13 protein-coding genes and 1 tRNA gene are annotated in these 18074 nt (G+C 55.7%); 5 read left to right on the plus strand and 9 right to left on the minus strand.

Annotated features, from left to right (window positions below; genetic code table 11):
- Positions 1-2: 2 nt before the first annotated feature.
- Entirely contained in the window at positions 3-2747 is a 2745-nt protein-coding gene (gene gyrA, locus ASD8599_RS10365) for a DNA gyrase subunit A (RefSeq protein WP_422664749.1), read from the minus strand.
- Positions 2748-2844: 97 nt separating this feature from the next.
- Positions 2845-3795 carry a radical SAM protein gene (locus tag ASD8599_RS10370; protein WP_108828451.1) on the minus strand — a complete coding sequence of 317 codons (951 nt, stop codon included), beginning with the start codon at positions 3793-3795 and terminating at the stop codon, positions 2845-2847.
- Positions 3796-3980: 185 nt separating this feature from the next.
- Here ASD8599_RS10370 and zwf point away from each other — a divergent pair, with 185 nt between their 5' ends.
- From zwf to pgi, 3 genes are read left to right on the plus strand one after another with little or no spacing between them, the layout of a single operon-like run.
- Complete coding sequence (zwf, locus tag ASD8599_RS10375; RefSeq protein ID WP_108828452.1) at positions 3981-5438, plus strand: glucose-6-phosphate dehydrogenase; 1458 nt, start codon at positions 3981-3983, stop codon at positions 5436-5438.
- Positions 5435-6103 carry a 6-phosphogluconolactonase gene (gene pgl / locus ASD8599_RS10380; protein WP_108828453.1) on the plus strand — a complete coding sequence of 223 codons (669 nt, stop codon included), beginning with the start codon at positions 5435-5437 and terminating at the stop codon, positions 6101-6103. Before zwf ends, pgl begins: the two co-directional genes overlap by 4 nt.
- Positions 6100-7701: a glucose-6-phosphate isomerase gene (pgi, locus tag ASD8599_RS10385; RefSeq protein WP_108828454.1), complete on the plus strand. Its 1602-nt coding sequence runs from the start codon at positions 6100-6102 to the stop codon at positions 7699-7701. Before pgl ends, pgi begins: the two co-directional genes overlap by 4 nt.
- Before the next feature lie 369 nt (positions 7702-8070).
- Here the strand turns inward: pgi and ASD8599_RS10390 are convergent, their stop codons facing one another.
- On the minus strand, positions 8071-8550 hold the full coding sequence (locus ASD8599_RS10390; protein ID WP_108830124.1) for an acyl-CoA thioesterase: 480 nt from the start codon (positions 8548-8550) through the stop codon (positions 8071-8073).
- A gap of 123 nt (positions 8551-8673) precedes the next feature.
- On the opposite strand from ASD8599_RS10390, the gene ASD8599_RS10395 reads away from it, so the two are divergent.
- The gene (locus tag ASD8599_RS10395; RefSeq protein ID WP_108830125.1) at positions 8674-10296 is read left to right on the plus strand and encodes a long-chain-fatty-acid--CoA ligase; all 1623 of its coding nucleotides are present in this window, start codon (positions 8674-8676) and stop codon (positions 10294-10296) included.
- A 36-nt stretch (positions 10297-10332) separates the two neighbouring features.
- Here ASD8599_RS10395 and ASD8599_RS10400 read toward each other — a convergent pair whose 3' ends face one another.
- The 6 genes from ASD8599_RS10400 to speB all read right to left on the minus strand — a co-directional run bounded on the left by ASD8599_RS10400 (position 10333) and on the right by speB (position 16483).
- Positions 10333-11979 carry a sulfatase-like hydrolase/transferase gene (locus ASD8599_RS10400; RefSeq protein WP_108828455.1) on the minus strand — a complete coding sequence of 549 codons (1647 nt, stop codon included), beginning with the start codon at positions 11977-11979 and terminating at the stop codon, positions 10333-10335.
- Entirely contained in the window at positions 11976-12221 is a 246-nt protein-coding gene (gene nrtS / locus ASD8599_RS10405; protein WP_108828456.1) for a nitrate/nitrite transporter NrtS, read from the minus strand. The genes ASD8599_RS10400 and nrtS overlap by 4 nt, the downstream gene beginning before the upstream one ends.
- A 76-nt stretch (positions 12222-12297) precedes the next feature.
- A tRNA-Gly gene (locus tag ASD8599_RS10410) sits at positions 12298-12371 on the minus strand.
- A 64-nt stretch (positions 12372-12435) separates the two neighbouring features.
- The gene (locus tag ASD8599_RS10415; protein ID WP_108828457.1) at positions 12436-13275 is read right to left on the minus strand and encodes a class I SAM-dependent methyltransferase; all 840 of its coding nucleotides are present in this window, start codon (positions 13273-13275) and stop codon (positions 12436-12438) included.
- Positions 13272-15323: an ASKHA domain-containing protein gene (locus tag ASD8599_RS10420; protein WP_108828458.1), complete on the minus strand. Its 2052-nt coding sequence runs from the start codon at positions 15321-15323 to the stop codon at positions 13272-13274. Before ASD8599_RS10420 ends, ASD8599_RS10415 begins: the two co-directional genes overlap by 4 nt.
- 194 nt (positions 15324-15517) lie before the next feature.
- Positions 15518-16483 carry an agmatinase gene (speB, locus tag ASD8599_RS10425; RefSeq protein ID WP_108828459.1) on the minus strand — a complete coding sequence of 322 codons (966 nt, stop codon included), beginning with the start codon at positions 16481-16483 and terminating at the stop codon, positions 15518-15520.
- Positions 16484-16623: 140 nt separating this feature from the next.
- Between speB and guaB the strand changes: the two genes are divergently transcribed.
- Positions 16624-18072, plus strand: coding sequence for an IMP dehydrogenase (gene guaB / locus ASD8599_RS10430; protein ID WP_108828460.1), 1449 nt, complete (start codon positions 16624-16626; stop codon positions 18070-18072).
- Positions 18073-18074: the final 2 nt, after the last annotated feature.

The raw sequence follows: 18074 nt of genomic DNA on the forward strand, positions 1-18074 counted from the left end.
TTTCAGGTGTCTCCGCCTTCGTCTTCGTCGCCTTGATCGGCAATCCACGCGACGCTGACGACTTCTTCGTTTTTGCCGGTGTTGAACACTTTGACACCACCTGCGCTGCGGGATCGGAAACTGATGCCTTCAACGGGTACACGGATCGACTGGCCTTTGGAGGTGGCCAGCATGATCTGGTCGTCCATCTCGACAGGGAAGGACGCCACAATCGGGCCACCGCGCATGGCTTTGTCCATGGCGGTAACCCCCATGCCGCCGCGTCCCCGAACAGGGTAGTCGTGGCTGGAAGAAAGCTTACCAGATCCTTGCGACGTGATTGTAAGGATTAAGTTTTCAGCCGCTGACATCTCGGCGTAGCGTTCTTGTGGCAGCTGGGTGTTTGCGTTGCCTTCTTCTTCATCCGGTGCATCCGCATCGTCGGCCAAACCTGCCATAGCACGGCGCATTTTCAGATAGGCCGCCCGTTCGTCAGACGTCGCATCGAAGTGGCGGATGATCGACATCGAAACAACCGCGTCGTTGTCATTCAGCTTAACACCTCGGACCCCGACCGAATTACGTGAGTTAAAGACACGCACATCTGTTGCGGGGAAGCGGATGGCACGGCCAGAACTTGTGACCAACATCACATCATCATCATTCGATGCGATGCGGGCATTGATCAGGGTCGTTTCAGCGTGATCGTCTTCAAACTTCATCGCGATCTTGCCGTTGCGCATGACCTTGGTGAAATCCGACAGTTTGTTGCGACGCACGGTGCCTGCCGAGGTCGCAAAGACCACCTGCAGATCATCCCATTCGTCCTCATCACGGTCCACTGGCATAATAGCGGCAATCGAGACGCCAACAGGGATCGGCAGGATATTCACAATCGCTTTGCCTTTGGACGTGCGTCCACCTTGCGGCAAACGCCAGGTTTTCAGCTTGTAGACCATACCGTCAGTCGTAAAGAACAGCAGCTGTGTGTGCGTGTTGGCCACAAAGAGGGTGGTGATCACGTCCTCTTCTTTGGTCTGCATTCCCGCCACACCTTTGCCGCCGCGCTTTTGGGCGCGGAAATCGATCAATGGCGTCCGTTTGATGTAGCCCCCAGACGTCACAGTCACGACCATGTCTTCGCGTTCAATCAGGTCTTCATCGTCCATATCGCCTGACCAGTCGACGATTTCAGTGCGACGTGGAACAGCAAACTGGTCTTTGATTTCAGTCAGTTCGTCTGCGATGATCCCCATAATACGTTCGCGGGATCCCAAAATCTCAAGATATTCTTTGATCTTGCCTGCCAGCTCTTCCAGCTCGTCTGTGACTTCTTTCACACCGATCTGCGTCAAACGCTGCAAGCGCAATTCGAGGATCGCGCGGGCCTGTGTCTCAGAAAGGTTATACGTGCCATCGTCGTTGGCCGTATGGGTCGGATCGTCGATAAGTGCGATATAAGGTAAAATATCTTGCGCAGGCCAGCGCCGCGTCATCAGTTTTTCACGCGCTTCCGCCGCATCGGCAGAAGACCGGATCGCGGCAACGATTTCGTCGATGTTGGTGACAGCAACGGCCAAACCACACAAGATATGGCTGCGTTCGCGCGCCTTGCGCAACAGATAGGCGGTGCGACGCGCCACAACGTCTTCGCGGAAGTCGATGAACGACGTCAGGAAGCGGCGCAGCGTTAAAGTTTCCGGTTTTCCACCATTCAACGCCAGCATGTTGCAGCCAAAATACGTCTGCATCGGCGTAAAGCGGAACAGCTGGTTCATGACAACTTCAGCTGTGGCATCACGTTTCAGTTCGACTACCACGCGCACACCATTACGATCGGATTCGTCTTGAACGTGGGCGATGCCTTCTATCTTTTTGTCGCGTGCGGCTTCCGCGATACGTTCAATCATTGTGGCCTTGTTCACCTGATAGGGAATTTCATCCAGAACAATGGCATAGCGGTCTTTCCTAATCTCTTCGACACGCGTTTTGGCGCGTACAATGACGCTGCCGCGCCCTTCAAGATAGGCTTTGCGTGCCCCGGTGCGACCCAACATGATCCCACCTGTGGGGAAGTCCGGCCCCGGCACATATTCGATCAGCTCTTCGGAGCTGAGATCCGGTTGTTCGATCAATGCAAGGCAGGCATCGATGACTTCTCCCAGATTGTGGGGCGGGATGTTGGTGGCCATACCCACCGCGATGCCGCCAGCGCCGTTGACCAGCATATTGGGAAAACGGGCGGGCAGGACCGTCGGTTCACGGTCCTTGCCATCGTAGTTATCTTGAAAATCAACCGTATCTTTGTCGATGTCGCTCAGAAGATAGGCTGCGGGTTTGTCCATGCGCACTTCGGTGTACCGCATGGCCGCCGCGTTATCGCCATCCATGGAACCAAAGTTGCCCTGACCATCCAACAGCGGCAGCGACATGGAAAAATCCTGCGCCATGCGCACGAGGGCGTCATAGATAGCACTGTCACCATGCGGGTGGTATTTCCCCATCACATCGCCAACAGGACGCGCTGACTTGCGGTAGGCTTTGTCGTGGCTATTTCCAGTTTCGTGCATCGCATAAAGAATGCGTCGGTGGACCGGTTTCAGACCGTCTCGCAGGTCCGGAATCGCGCGGGACACGATGACCGACATGGCATAGTCCAGATAGGACGTGCGCATTTCTTGCTCGATCGAAATGCTGGGGCCGTCATAAGCCGGCCGCTCGGGGCGCATTTCATCATCGTTTTCAGGGGGTTGTGGCGTATCGTTCACGTGATTGTCCCGATGTCTTGTTGCATCTATATCTTGATGCGAAGACTAGCAGACAGCATAGATGATGTGCAATGGCGTGACGGGAATTAGATCGTTTTTACGCCGAACAGCTGGCCCCGCCCAAAACGCAGAACTTGGCACAATGCGGATGATTGAGGGCCACATCTTTTTCCGCCTCTTCCAGCGATGCGCCCAATTCAAACTCTGGCGAATAAGGCAAAAGCGTACAGGCCAGCACAGCCGGTGTGGCAGCGCCCTTGCGTTTCACCACCATACGGCTTGAAGCGCACATAACCGCATCAGGCGATTTATCCAGAATGCCCCAGCACGCGGTGGTGATTTCGGGCACTTCCACTGTTTCGTCCATTTCGGGAAACAGCACGGTCATGCCGGGGTCTTGCGCGTCGATGTCAAAGCCGTGTTCGGCATAGAAGGCGGCGTAGCCTGCGCGGCTGTCTTCGTCGCTGTCCCCAAAAACAGAACGTCCGGCCACAGCCATACGCACGCCATTGTCACGCAACCATGCCATGCCGATAATGGTCTTTTCCAAAGCACCCGCACCGCGTTCCGCATCATGCAGATCGGCGCGGTAATGGTCCACTGAAATGCGAAAGGTCAGCTTGCCGGGGTAGGCGGCGTTCAATTCCAGAATACCAGCCTGCATGGTTTTGCGCATCATCGGACGCATGGCATTGGTCAGAACCAAAACGTCATAGCCCACATCCAGCGACCGACGCATGATCTCGATCATCTGTGGGTTCATAAAGGGCTCACCACCGGTGAAGGCAATTTCTGTCACAGGCCATTTGCGGGCTTTGATCTGATTTAGGTAATCCTGCACTTCGTCGGCGGTAATATAGACCAGTTTATCGTTTGTCGGACTGCTTTCGATGTAACAGTTTACACATTCAATGTTGCACAGCGTGCCTGTATTGAACCAAAGCGTTTGCGGATTGGTCAACGCCACCGTCGCACGCGCCTCGCCTTTGGCGGTTACGGCGCGGTCTTGAAACTTCCCAAGATTTGCGGATGTATCGAGGTCTTTCATAAGACGCCTTTCGGTTGGCTGCGTGTGGTACATGGGACCTAGCGCAAAGCGCGACAAGACAAAAGGCGGCGTCTCCCCCTTTGACACCATTGTGAACTTTGTCGTTTATGTTGCGCAACAGGTAGAACATCTGTAGACGCCGTTAGCGGTAACATAGGCTCTGGAAGACTTAAGGAAGACTTAGCATGGTATCTCGCATCATTCCCGTCGAAGCATTCGATCTGGTGATCTTCGGTGGCACGGGGGATTTGGCACGCCGCAAGATCTTGCCTGGGTTGTTTCGTCGTTACTGCGCGGGGCAAATGCCTGACGGGGCACGGGTGATCGGGGCCGCACGATCAGATATGGATGCGGCAGGCTATAAGGATATGGTGGCCGATGCCATCCGCGAGTTTGGCGGCGGTCGGTCTTGCGAAGACGGCACATTGGATGCCTTTCTGGACCGGTTGCATTACGTGGCGATTGATGCGCGCGGTGAAACGGGCTGGTCCGAACTGACCGACCTGATGCGCGACAGCGTTCAGGTGCGCGCCTACTATTTCTCTGTAGCACCCAGCCTGTTTGGTGACCTGGCCGAACGGCTGCACAGCCACGGTCTTGCTGATGATCAAAGCCGCATCGTGGTGGAAAAGCCCTTTGGGCGCGATTTGCAGACCGCCAGGGCGTTGAATGCATCCTTGGCCGAGCATTTCGATGAAAGCCAAATCTACCGGATCGATCATTATCTGGGCAAAGAAACCGTGCAAAACCTGATGGCGGTCCGCTTCGGCAATACGCTGTTCGAACCTTTGTGGAACGCGCAATATGTCGATCATATCCAGATCACTGTGGCCGAAACCGTAGGCGTTGGGGGCAGGGGCGAATACTATGACAAATCGGGGGCGATGCGCGATATGGTGCAAAACCACCTGATGCAGCTGTTGTGCCTTATTGCAATGGAACCCCCGGCCAAGTTTGATCCGGGCGCTGTGCGGGACGAAAAGCTAAAGGTGATCCGCGCCTTGGACAAAGTTGAGCCGCACCACATTGTGCGTGGCCAATATGCAGCGGGTCCCGACAATCCCGATTTCCGTGAAGCCGTAGGTGATGCGCGGTCCAAAACCGAAAGCTTTGTGGCTATGAAGGTCGGCATTTCCAACTGGCGGTGGGCTGGCATTCCATTTTACTTGCGCACCGGCAAACGCATGTCGGCACGGTCCAGCGAAATCACGGTTGTGTTCAAAGCGCGCAACCATTCCATCTTTGAAGAAGACGGCGAAGACCACCGCAACGTGTTGTCTATCCGTCTGCAGCCCAACGAGGGCATCACGATGAAAGTGACCATCAAGGAACCCGGGCCGGGGGGCATGCGTCTGGTCGATGTGCCGCTGGACATGAGCTTTGCCGAAGCCTTGGGCGAAGACGGCGGTGATCCGCCCGATGCTTATGAGCGGTTGATTATGGATGTCATTCGCGGAAACCAAACGCTATTCATGCGCGGTGACGAGGTCGAAGCCGCATGGGCTTGGACCGATCCTATCATCGACGGCTGGACGGCGCGGGGTGATGTGCCCAAACCATACGATTCAGGCAGCAACGGCCCCACCGATGCCGACCAGCTTCTGGCCCGTGACGGGCGTATTTGGCGCGAGGTAAGACCATGAAGTTTAAAGAATATCCTGACCGCGAAATGCTTGTGATGGACGTGGCCCAGCAAATTGTGACTGATTTGAATATGGCCCTCGTCGGTCCAGACCGTGTATCGATTGCCGTTCCCGGCGGCACCACGCCGGCACCCATTTTCGATGTGCTGTGCGCGGCTGATCTGGACTGGGCCCGCGTGGATGTGCTTTTGACAGACGAACGGTGGGTGCCTGCGGATCATGCCCGCTCAAACGCAGGGTTGCTTTATCGGCACCTGTTGATGGACAGGGCAGCTGACGCGCATTTTGTGCCGTATTACGTAGAAGGCATGAAGGCCAAAGAGGGGGCCGCGCAGACCTCTGGGCTGATTGAACAGCATGTGCCGCTGGACGTTGTTGTGCTTGGCATGGGCGCCGATATGCACACGGCCTCATTGTTTCCCGGTGCGTTGGGACTGTCAGACGCTATGGCTGCAGATGCGCCGCACTTATGTGCGGTACAAGCAGAAGGCCAAGAACCCCGCGTGACGTTAAGCGCAGCAGTTTTGAACAGTGCTGTGCAAAAACATCTTGTGATATTTGGCGATGACAAACGCGCAGCATTGGACGCTGCTATGGATGCGCAACCCGAAGACGCGCCAATCAGCGCCGTGGTACAGGGGGCAACGGTACATTGGGCCGCATGACATTTTCAGACGCATGGGCGGACGTAGAAGTCCGTCATGCCGCAACCGCAGACCGTAAATTTCTATCTTTGTTTGACGACACCGGCCGTGCCGATACGTTTCGGTGTGATACCTCTGACATGCGGTTGGACTATTCCAAAACCAACATTGACGCCGAAACCCGGGACGCCTTGTTGGCACTGGCCGAAGCTGCCGATGTCGCGGCGCACCGCGATGCAATGTTCAGCGGCCAAAAAATCAACCAGACCGAAGGCCGCGCCGTGTTGCACACCGCATTGCGCAATCTGGATGGGGGTCCGGTTCTGGTGGATGGCACTGACGTCATGCCGGGCGTTTTGGACACGCTGGGGCGGATGGGGGTCTTTGCGGACGAAATTCGATCCAGCCATATCACTAATGTCGTCAACATCGGAATTGGTGGCTCTGATCTTGGTCCTGCCATGGCCGTGCAGGCCCTAAGCCCATATCATGACGGACCGGCGGTGCATTTTGTGTCCAACGTCGATGCAGCAGATGTTTCTGATACATTGCGTGGCCTTGATCCCAAAACGACACTGGTGATTGTGGCATCCAAGACATTCACAACTGTTGAGACCATGACCAACGCACGCACCGCACGGGCATGGATGTCAGAGGGCGGTGGCGATCCGGGCACACAGTTTGCAGCCCTGAGCACCTCGGAGGATGGCACGTCGCAGTTTGGCATTCCACCCGAACGCGTGTTCGGATTTGAAGATTGGGTGGGGGGGCGCTATTCGCTGTGGGGGCCAATTGGCCTAAGCCTTATGATTGGCATCGGTCGGCGCGGGTTCATGGCGTTTTTGCGCGGTGGACAGGCGATGGACCTACATTTTCAGGCAGCACAAGGCGCTGAAAACATGCCTTTGATGCATGCATTGGTCGGGATTTGGCACAACCAGTTCTGCGGGCACGCCACCCGTGCCGTGTTGCCTTACGATCAACGTCTGGGGCAACTGCCAGCTTATTTTCAGCAGCTTGAAATGGAAAGCAATGGCAAGTCTGTGCGGATGGACGGATCGGATGTTCCTGTGCACACAGGCCCCGTTGTATGGGGGGCGCCTGGCACCAACGGCCAACACGCGTTTTACCAGTTGATCCATCAAGGCACCCGCACGATCCCGTGCGAATTCATGATTGCCGCGCAGGGTCATGAGCCGGATCTGGAACATCACCATCATTTGCTGGTGGCCAATTGCCTCGCGCAATCGGAAGCTTTGATGCGCGGGCGGTCTACAGATGAAGCCCGCGTTTTGATGCGTGAGAAAGGTTTTGAGGGTGCAGAGCTAGACCGTCAGGCCGCCCACCGTGTGTTTTCTGGCAATCGTCCTTCTGTCACTTTGGCGTACCCTAAGCTGGACCCCTTTGTTCTGGGGCAAATCATAGCACTTTATGAGCACCGTGTGTTTGTTGAGGGTGTCATTCTGGGCATCAATTCGTTTGACCAATGGGGCGTGGAATTGGGCAAAGAGCTTGCAACGGCGTTACAACCTGTTGTGGAGGGTGCGCAAACTGCGGACGGTAAAGACGGGTCGACACAAGCGTTGGTCGATTTTGTGCAACGACACCGCGTCCCTTAGGCTCAGGACCCATTCATCTTAATGCCTCAGCGCGATTTTCGTGGCACCGGAGGCGCCCCTTCGGGGCAACATATCAGAGGCTTGGGACGCGACGATAAGAGTGGTTCTCTTTTCAAGCGGCGCAAGACGCTGAGATGTCGCCCCTTTGGGGCGCAGAGATGAAGTAAAAATCGCGTCTCCGATTTCCCTGATTTGGCCCGTGACTATCGTTGCATCTGCTTGAAATAGAACCACTGTTCCCGCGCAACTGCGCCTCATCATAAATCAAATCAGGAAAACTGAGGTATTAAGATGAATGGGTCCTGAGCCTAAGCGTCGGACTGGGGCCAGCCCCAGACCCCGAGGTTTACATTGCGAGATGAAGACGGATCAGGGGGCTTGGACTGCCCCATCCGTGTGTGTCAGCTTTTGCTTAATGTCGTCGGGGATCGGCTGGCGCCCCGTGCCGTCTTGTTTCAGCAGCACCATCACGCAATCAAACGTCGCACGTTTACGCCCCTGCGCCCAAATCGTTTGACACAGCGTAAGCGACGTTGTGCGCATTTCTGTACACCGCGTGGTCACGATGTAGTCTTCGTTGCGCAGCATCTCTTCTATGTAGCGTACGCTTCCGCCGCGCACCACGATGCGCGGGCTGGTTTCGTCACCGATTGTGCCAATGTTGTGCATTTCCATAAATCGCACCCGCAATCGTTCAAACCACACAAAGTACCGCACGTTGTTCACATGCAGCAGTGCGTCCAATTCATCGTGGTGCACGCGGTCGGCAAAGGCCAAAGGGGCGGGTTCCGTGATACCTTCGGCGCGTTGCTCGGCCTCGGACAGGTTGGTATGATAACGTGGTGACATAACGTCACCAACTAGCGATCCGGCATGGGGCTTGCAAGCGCGTGTCTGCACATGCAGGGTCTGCACCAAGGGAGAGCGCCATGGTTTTGTATGGCGCGTGTTAAAGAAAATTGGGAGGTGCCAATGCTTGGCCAAATGATGACATCCGCTTTGACCATTTCGTCACTTGTGGATCACGCCGCGCGCTATCATGGGAAAACCGAAGTGTTTTCCGTAAATACAGGCGGGGGGATCGAGACCACCAGCTGGGGGGAAGTCGGCGCGAATGCGCGGCGTTTGGGCGACGTCTTGACCAAATTGGGCATTGAACCACAATCGCGCTGTGCCACCATCGCATGGAACAACCGCCGCCATCTTGAGATTTACTTTGGTGTGTCTGGTGCGGGTTTCGTATGCCACACCATCAACCCACGCCTTTTCCCGGAACAGTTGGTCTACATCATCAACCACGCCGAAGACAAAGTGCTGTTTATTGATGCGACATTTGTACCTTTGGTGGCTGCCATTCGCGACAAATGCCCCCATTTGGAACATGTTGTGTTGATGGAGGGGCGCGACGAAGAGGCCGCAGCCAAAATCGAAGGTTTGAAATTCTACGACGACTTCATTGCCGAAGGCGACGCTGGCTTTGTGTGGCCCGAGATCGACGAAAACACGGCGTCATCCCTGTGCTATACCTCAGGGACCACGGGCAATCCCAAAGGCGTTCTTTATTCGCACCGCTCGACTGTGTTGCACGCTTTTGCGTCCAACCTGAAAGACTGCATTGGCAATTCGGCGATGGATGTTGTTCTGCCTGTTGTGCCCATGTTCCACGTCAATGCCTGGGGCACGCCCTATGCCTGTGCCATGGTGGGCGCACGTATGGTGATGCCGGGGCCTGGTCTGGATGGCGCGTCGTTGGTGAATTTGATCGACACCTACAACGTCACCACGGCTTTGGGTGTTCCCACAATTTGGCTGGGGCTATTGGGCGAGGCGGAAAAAGCGGGATCAAAGCTGGAAAGCCTGACACGCACGGTTGTGGGCGGATCCGCTTGCCCGCCGTCGATGATCGACACGTTCCGCGACATATACAACGTCGAAACCATTCACGCTTGGGGCATGACAGAGATGTCGCCACTTGGCACAGCAAACCAGCCGTTGGCCAAACATGGCGATTTGCCGCAAGTCGAACAAAACAAGCTGCGCGAAAATCAAGGACGCCCGGTTTGGGGTGTTGAGATGAAGATCGTCGATGACACAGGTTCCACTTTGCCCGAGGACGGCGAAGCCCAAGGCGATTTGTTGGTGCGGGGCCATTGGGTTCTGGACGCCTATTTCCGCAAAACCAGCGATGAGACCCTGACAGACGGTTGGTTCGATACGGGCGATGTGGCAACCATCGACCCTGATGGCTATCTCAGCATCAAAGACCGGTCCAAGGACATCATCAAATCTGGCGGCGAATGGATTTCGTCCGTGGATCTGGAAAACATCGCCATTGCCCATCCCGATCTGGCCAATGCGGCTGTCATCGGGGCGCGTCACGAAAAATGGGACGAACGCCCCATTCTGATTGCCGTGAAAGCAGAAGGGTCTGACCCAAGTGCGGCTGACGTTCTGGCGGCCTTTGATGACAAGATTGCCAAATGGCAAATACCGGATGAAGTCGTCTTTGTTGATGCGCTGCCTTTGGGGGCAACTGGCAAAGTCCTAAAGCGCAAGCTGAAGGAAGAATTCGGCGAAGTTTTGATCGGCAAGTGAGAGTGGCGGGCGTCGCTAAAGGCGCCCGCACGCCGTTTAATCTAAGTCTTTTATATGGTTTTGGCTGACGGCGCGGCGATATTTCTCAGTCAATTCGTCATGCACTTCCGACCCGTCATGCATGAACGGCAAAATCCCACGGCGCACGCTTTGGCCGCGCATGTCACGGATATCTTGTTCCGATCGGGTCACCCGTTGCGACATACGCAAGCCCCAACTGTGCAAATGCCCATACATTTTATCAACAAGATCAGCGTGTTGGTCCGTTTTGCAAAGGTCGTGAATTTCATCCGGGTCACTTTGCAAATCGAACAGCATAGGCCGCAGTCCACCTTCTGCATGCATCAGTTTGTAGCGCCCGTCGTAGACCATGAACAATCGGCAATCGCGCGGTTCCAAGCCCAAACCCGGCCCAATCGGCGTTGCGGAGTAATCGTATTCTGAAACGGCATACGCGCGCCATTCCGGCGTGTCCCCGTTGATCCAAGGCATCAAACTGCGCCCTTCAAGGATATGATCCGGCACGCTTCCTCCAGCCGCCTCCACAAACGTCGGCGCCAGATCAATGCTTTCCACCAACGCATCACACTTTGTGCCACGCGTTTTGTTCGCTGTAGGTCTTGGGTCGTAAATGATCATAGGCACCTTCACCGAAGGGTCATGGAAAAGGTTCTTTTCGCCCAGATAGTGATCGCCAAGATAATCGCCGTGATCCGACGTCAACACGATCATGGTGTCGTTCAGCTGGTCGGTCTCTTCAAGATGCGCAAGCAACCGGCCCAATTGATCGTCGCATTGCTTGATCAATCCCATATAGGCCGGAATGACCTTCTGACGGGTTGCTTCATTTTGAAAGGCCTGACCGACTTTGCCATCCATGAAGGCTTTCAACACCGGGTGCGTGTTTTCCAGTTCAACGCGATCGCGTTTGGCAGCCGGTACATGGTTTGGGCCGTACATGTCGTGATAGGGTGCAGGCACGATGTAGGGCCAATGCGGCTTGATATAGCTGACATGTGCGCACCACGGCCCTTTGGCCTGATCAACAAACCGGATCGTTTCGGAGGTCAGCCATGGCGTTTCACTGTCTTCTTCACGAATATTGGCAGGCAGGTCCGCGTTTTTGAACATCCATCCGCTGGCGGCGTGCCCATCTTCAAGCCCCGCATTGGCGTAGTCTGCCCACGGGTTTTCGCCAGCATACCCTTTCGACTTTAAGTATTCGTTGTAAGGTGATCTTTTTTCATCATAAAATCCATCTGGACCTTCACCCCAAAGACCATCATCACGCACCCATGCGTCAAACCCGCATTCCGCCTGGCGCACCCCGATCAGGCTGTCTGCTTCCAGCCCCAAACGCGCCATTCCTTCTGCATCTGCTTTCATGTGGGTCTTGCCAATCAACCAGCAATCCATGCCCAGTTTGCGCAGGTGATCCCCCATGGTCTGTTCGCCCACACGCAACGGAAATCCGTTCCACTGCGCACCGTGAGAAGATGCATATCGCCCCGTATAGGTGGACATGCGGGACGCCCCGCAAATCGGGCTTTGCACATAGGCATTTGTAAAGCGCACCCCCATATTGGCCACACGGTCAAAATGCGGGGTCTCCAGATGCGGATGCCCCGCACAACCAAGGTAGTCGAACCGCAACTGGTCATACATGATGAACAAGATATTCATGCATCAGGCTCCAATGTTTGTGTGCGATCCCTGACCGCCATAACCGATGAATACGTGGAAACGCAGTATGGCACCAGATACGTCGCCAGACATTTCAAGATGGCGCGCAAATCCATGTCACCTTTAAGGATATGATCACCATGATTGATGGCCATCAACACTGTTCCGACAATCAAAGCGATTTTACCCGCACGTCTTGCAACAGACAGATCCGTTGCAATCGTCCAAAAACCATCCGCCATGATGCACACCTTTTTGCCAGTTTCGACAGAGGTGACGCTTACAGGACGCCGATGCAACAGGTGCTAAGATAAATTCTGGAGCGGGTAACGAGAATCGAACTCGTAACTAAAGCTTGGGAAGCTGCCGTGATACCTTTTCACCATACCCGCTCAGTGGGGTCGGAATATGAGATCGGGCAGGGGGCGTCAAGCAGATTGGCGCGTGATGCCCGTGCTAAACCCGTGCTTCAAATAGATTTATGTCGGCGGGAATTTGGATGCCGTTTGCCGTCTGAAACGGTGAAAATGCCTCTACTATGCCCTGATGTATGGCTGCGACGTCTTCAGCCGTGCCATTGAAATGTTCGACAATACGCGACACAGGCCCGATGGCAAAACACTGGTCTGCCACCTCTTTCAAACCAGCAGGAGGCGTCAACATCAGATGATGTGTCGTTGCAGTTACGTCGCGCAGTCCCGCGTTTTGCAGCATTTCGATCACGCGGTTTTGATCTTCAAACGCGAATGGTCCGGGCAGGGTGCGATCGGTTTTAGGGGGTTTGCCCAGCCGTTTGGCCGCAACCTGGGCCGGAATCATAAACCATGGATTGTTCGGTGCAGGACCCCACGCCCCAAGCGTAATTTTTCCATCCGGCTTCAGCGCTTTCGCCATGTTGCGAAATGCGGCTGTGCTATCTTCAAAGAACATCACACCAAAGCGTGACAGCAAATGATCAAAACTGTTGATTTCAAAGCGGTACGATTGCGCATCCGCCAACAAGAATGATGCATGCGGGGTGGCTTTGGCCAAATCTTCCGCCTTTGCCAGCAAAGTGTCGGAAATATCCACACCCAGCGCGTGGCCTTGTGGGCCGACACGCTGTACGACCTGCACCGTGCTGGTTCCCGCGCCACATCCCACGTCCAACACAGTTTGACCGGTTTGAAGACCGGCGCGGTCCAGCACCAAATCCAGCACAGGGGCCAGCGTGGCATCCATTACATCCTGAAGCGCGACCCAGCTTTGGCCAGCCTGATCTGACCAGTAGGTTTTTTGATCTTCGTTGCCAGTCATCCGCGACGCCTGCGTCTGCGCCCACCGGAGTCGCCGCCGTCCGCGCCTCCGCCGCCTGTGTTGAAGGTTTGCGTCGGAAGGGTGACAATCGAATTCAGGATCGGGAACGGTTCTACCGAATTGGGAATGGCCGAGGCATTTACGAAATGCTCCTGAAAACGTGGTTCAATCGCGGTCTCGATTTTGTGGATGGCTTTTACGGTGGCCTCGATCTCGCCGCGAGCCTCGCGGTTCAGCAGCGCAATGCGCGCACCAGTGCCCGCCGCATTGCCTGCGGACGTGACCTTGTCCAAAGGCGCATCCGGGATCATGCCCAGGATCATCGCGTGTTTTGGGGAAATATGTGCGCCAAAAGCCCCCGCAAGGACCACACGGTCCACGGCCTCGACTTCAAACTTGTCCATCAGCAACCGTGCACCTGAATACAACGCGGCCTTCGCCATTTGAATTTCGCGGATGTCGCGGTTTGTAACCGTGATCTTTGGTCCACCTTTCGCCGTGCCGTCATAAACAAGATAGGAATAGGTGCGCCCGTCCAGAAAACAGTTGGGCGATCCGGTTTGTTCGGGCGATCCGATCAGGCCCGGGGCATCGACAATGCCCGCGATGCGCATTTCGGCGACCATCTCGATGATGCCTGACCCGCAAATGCCGGTCACGCCGGTTGTGGCGATGGCCTCGTCAAAGCCGTCCTCGTCCGACCAGACCTCGGATCCGATCACGCGAAAACGCGGGACCTTTGTGGCGGGGTCAATCTCGACGCGTTCAATGGCACCGGGGGCCGCGCGCTGGCCAGAACTGATTTGTGCCCCTTCAAAGGCCGGTCCCGTGGGCGATGAACACGCCAGAACCTTTTCAGTGTTGCCCAACAAGATTTCGGCATTGGTGCCAACATCCACAACCAAAACCAGATCTTTGGATTTGTCCGGCGCCTCGGACAACGCAACGGCTGCCGCATCCGCACCAACATGGCCCGCGATGCAGGGCAACAGATAAACACGGGCGGAGGGGTGAATGTTCAGATCCAGATCATCGGCGCGCAAACGCAGCGCATCAGACGTGCCCAAAGCAAACGGGGCCTGGCCCAATTCAAACGGGTCAATGCCCAGAAACAAGTGGTGCATCACCGGATTGCAAACAAACACCGCATCCACGATCAGGGCTTTGTCGATTTCGGCTTCGATGCTGATCTGGGTGAACAGCGCATTCATACCTTCACGCACAGCACGCGTCATCTCGTCAGAACCGCCCGCGTTCATCATGGAATAGCTGACACGGCTCATCAGGTCTTCGCCAAATCGGATCTGCGGGTTCATAATGCCACTGGACGCAACAACGTCACCGGTTTGCAAATCACACAAATGGGCCGCGATGGTGGTCGATCCAAGATCAACCGCCAACCCGTACACCGTGCCCTCATAGTAGCCTGGCCAGATATGCATGATGCGTGGCGCGTTTTCGTCATCGCCCAAATGCACAGCGACAGTCACTTTCCACGCCCCTTTGCGCAAAACCGGCTGCATGGATTGCAAAATGTGCAAGTCGGCATGCACATTGTCCAATGCCCACTGATCCTTCAAGGCCATGCGCAATCGTTCCAGATCGCCCGACGGGTCATGCATGTCGGGTTCTTGCACTTCAACGTAGTACAGCTTGGTGGACGGGTTCATGACAATGTCACGCGCTTCCGCCCGTTTGCGAACGACTTGTTTGTGGACCTGACTTTCGGGGGGCACGTCGATAACAATGTCACCCTGCACCGTGGCCTGACATCCAAGACGGCGGCCATCGATCAAACCGCGCTTGTCCTTGTAGCGTTGCTCGACAGAATTCCACTCGCTTAACGCGTCATCTTCTACAGTCACACCGTGTTTGGAAAATTCACCATAGCTTGGGGTGATCTGACATTTTGAACAAATGCCGCGTCCGCCACATACACTGTCCAAGTCCACGCCCAACTGACGTGCTGCGGTCAAAATGGGGGTCCCACTGGGAAAATGGCCACGCTTGCCCGATGGGGTAAAGACAACAAGAGGATCAGTGCTCATTTTCAACGCCTAAAAGTTATTTTCCCAAAGCATAGATCGGCCCACACAAAGCGAAAGCCTATCAGCGGCAAAATCCATTCCGATGGCGTCATAAATCTTCATAAACTTCATGAAGATACCGTTTCTTTTCGCCAAAAATATCCCGGGGGACGCCCGCGGGGCGGGGGGCAGCGCCCCCTTCTGGTCGCTGTGCGTCAACGGGTTTTGTGAAAGATAAACCCAAGCAGGTTTAACAAAAGCTGGGCGGCCAGAATGGACGTAGACCCGGTAGGGTCGTAATCCGGTGCCACTTCCACCAGATCAATACCCACAATGTCATGATTTCGAACCACCTGTTGCAGCAATTCCAAAACCTCGTAGTACAAGAAACCGCCATGGCTGGGTGTGCCGGTGCCCGGCGCGATAGAGGGGCAAAACGCGTCAATATCGATCGTGATGTAAAGGCGGGCGCCGGCGGGAATACGGGCGGCCAATTGCAATGCGCCCAATGCACGGGCCTGTCGCACAGACAAAATATCAGACCCCATGGCACGCGCATCATCGTAGCCTTCTTTGGCCGTAGAGCTGACATTGCGAATACCAACTTGGGTCAGACCCGTGACATAGGGCTGCTCTGCCGCGCGGCGCATCGGGTTGCCGTGGCCGTGCCGCACCCCGTGGCGTTCGTCGACAAAATCAAGATGCGCGTCGATTTGCAGGATATGGATGTCACCCCCGTTATATTCGGGGCCGTCATAGGCGCGAATACAGGGGATGTTGATTGAATGATCGCCACCAATCGTAACGGGCAGGGCGCCTGCTTTCAAAGCGGCGCGCACACCTGTTTCGATGTTGGCATGGCTGCGGTCCGTGTCGGTGTGGACAATATCGGCATCCCCCATATCCACGATGCGCACAGAGGCTGGCAAATAGGTGGCGTCGTCTTCATGATCGTAAGCGCCTGCATGACCGAAGCTGAACAGCGTTGAAGCTTCGCGCACACCACGCGGCCCGAAACGCGCGCCACTGCGAAACTGGGTGCCTGCATCAAAAGGCGCACCCAATATTGCCACATCAGCATCGATTGCATCCCAATCCGCCACAAAGGGGCGCTTTCCAAACGTAGAAATGCCGACAAATGGCAAATCAAGCCGTCCGCTCTCGTATCCATGTCCGCTCATCTCGGTCTCCTGTCTGGCGCGATTACGCCCAGCTTTGCGCCAAGCGGCGTCTTGATGCAATCTTCCCTTTGCCCCTTTTCATTCATCCCAACCCATGAGATAGGAAACCGCCAAGTGAACCCTTCCTGTTGAGGTGCGATATGGAAATTCGTGAGGCTCTGACCTTTGATGATGTTTTATTGGTGCCGGGGGCGTCAAATGTGCTGCCCAGCACAGCAGACACCCGCACATGGGTGACCAAATCCATCGCAATGAACATCCCGCTTCTCAGCTCTGCGATGGACACGGTGACCGAAGGGCGCATGGCCATCGCTATGGCACAGGCAGGCGGCATCGGCGTGGTGCACCGCAACCTCACCATCGAAGAGCAGGCCCGTGAAATTCGCCGCGTCAAACGCTTTGAATCAGGCATTGTTTACAATCCGATCACCTTGACCCCGGATCAAACTCTGGCGGACGCAAAAGCCCTACAAGAACGCTACCGCGTCACGGGCTTTCCCGTGGTTGACGAAAAGGGGCGCGTTCTGGGCATTGTGACCAACCGCGACATGCGTTTTGCCTCTGACGACAAAACGCCCGTGTCCGTGATGATGACCAATGAAAACCTCGCTATCTTGCAAGAACCGGCAGACCGCGACGAAGCGATCAGCCTGATGAAAGCACGCCGCATCGAAAAACTGCTGGTGACGGATGGCAAAGGCACCCTGACGGGGCTTTTAACGCTAAAAGACACCGAACAGGCCGTTCTAAACCCGACGGCATGCAAAGACGAATTGGGCCGTTTGCGGGTGGCAGCCGCCTCAACCGTGGGCGACGCAGGTTTTGAACGCTCCGCGGCCCTTGTGGATGCAGGCGTTGATATGGTTGTGATCGACACAGCCCACGGACATTCCGAAGGCGTGGCGGCGGCCGTGCGCCGCGTCAAAGCCCTATCCAACGAAGTGCAAGTTGTTGCAGGCAACGTGGCCACCGGTGAAGCAACCCGCGCTTTAATCGACGCAGGCGCGGACAGCATCAAAGTGGGCATCGGCCCCGGATCGATCTGCACCACACGTATGGTGGCAGGGGTAGGCGTTCCACAACTGACGGCCATCATGGATTGTGCCAAAGCGGCAGGCGATATTCCTGTGATCGCCGATGGTGGCATCAAGTTTTCCGGTGATTTCGCCAAAGCCATTGCTGCGGGCGCGTCTTGCGCGATGGTTGGCTCAATGATCGCGGGCACAGATGAATCCCCCGGCGAAGTCATCTTGTACCAGGGCCGGTCGTTCAAATCTTTCCGCGGCATGGGATCGCTGGGCGCTATGGCCAGTGGCTCAGCCGACCGCTATTTCCAAAAAGATGCCGCCAGCGACAAACTGGTGCCGGAAGGCATCGAAGGGCAAGTGGCGTACAAAGGATCTGCGGCTGCGGTCTTGCACCAATTGGTCGGCGGTTTGCGTGCTGCCATGGGCTACACCGGCAACGGCACCGTGGAAGCCATGCGCCAAAACTGCAATTTTGTGAAGATCACAGGGGCGGGCCTGAAAGAAAGCCATGTGCACGACGTGCAAATCACCCGCGAAAGCCCCAACTACAGAATTATGTGATT

The sequence above is a fragment of the Ascidiaceihabitans donghaensis genome (assembly GCF_900302465.1).
Lineage (GTDB): Bacteria > Pseudomonadota > Alphaproteobacteria > Rhodobacterales > Rhodobacteraceae > Ascidiaceihabitans > Ascidiaceihabitans donghaensis.

Coding starts and splice junctions, on each gene's coding strand:
- nrtS (WP_108828456.1), bottom strand. CDS start 12,221: ATGGCGGATGGTTTTTGGACGATTGCAACGGATCTGTCTGTTGCAAGA.
- ASD8599_RS10395 (WP_108830125.1), top strand. CDS start 8,674: ATGCTTGGCCAAATGATGACATCCGCTTTGACCATTTCGTCACTTGTG.
- ASD8599_RS10370 (WP_108828451.1), bottom strand. CDS start 3,795: ATGAAAGACCTCGATACATCCGCAAATCTTGGGAAGTTTCAAGACCGC.
- ASD8599_RS10400 (WP_108828455.1), bottom strand. CDS start 11,979: ATGAATATCTTGTTCATCATGTATGACCAGTTGCGGTTCGACTACCTT.
- zwf (WP_108828452.1), top strand. CDS start 3,981: ATGGTATCTCGCATCATTCCCGTCGAAGCATTCGATCTGGTGATCTTC.
- guaB (WP_108828460.1), top strand. CDS start 16,624: ATGGAAATTCGTGAGGCTCTGACCTTTGATGATGTTTTATTGGTGCCG.
- ASD8599_RS10415 (WP_108828457.1), bottom strand. CDS start 13,275: ATGACTGGCAACGAAGATCAAAAAACCTACTGGTCAGATCAGGCTGGC.
- pgl (WP_108828453.1), top strand. CDS start 5,435: ATGAAGTTTAAAGAATATCCTGACCGCGAAATGCTTGTGATGGACGTG.
- pgi (WP_108828454.1), top strand. CDS start 6,100: ATGACATTTTCAGACGCATGGGCGGACGTAGAAGTCCGTCATGCCGCA.
- speB (WP_108828459.1), bottom strand. CDS start 16,483: ATGAGCGGACATGGATACGAGAGCGGACGGCTTGATTTGCCATTTGTC.
- ASD8599_RS10390 (WP_108830124.1), bottom strand. CDS start 8,550: ATGTCACCACGTTATCATACCAACCTGTCCGAGGCCGAGCAACGCGCC.
- ASD8599_RS10420 (WP_108828458.1), bottom strand. CDS start 15,323: ATGAGCACTGATCCTCTTGTTGTCTTTACCCCATCGGGCAAGCGTGGC.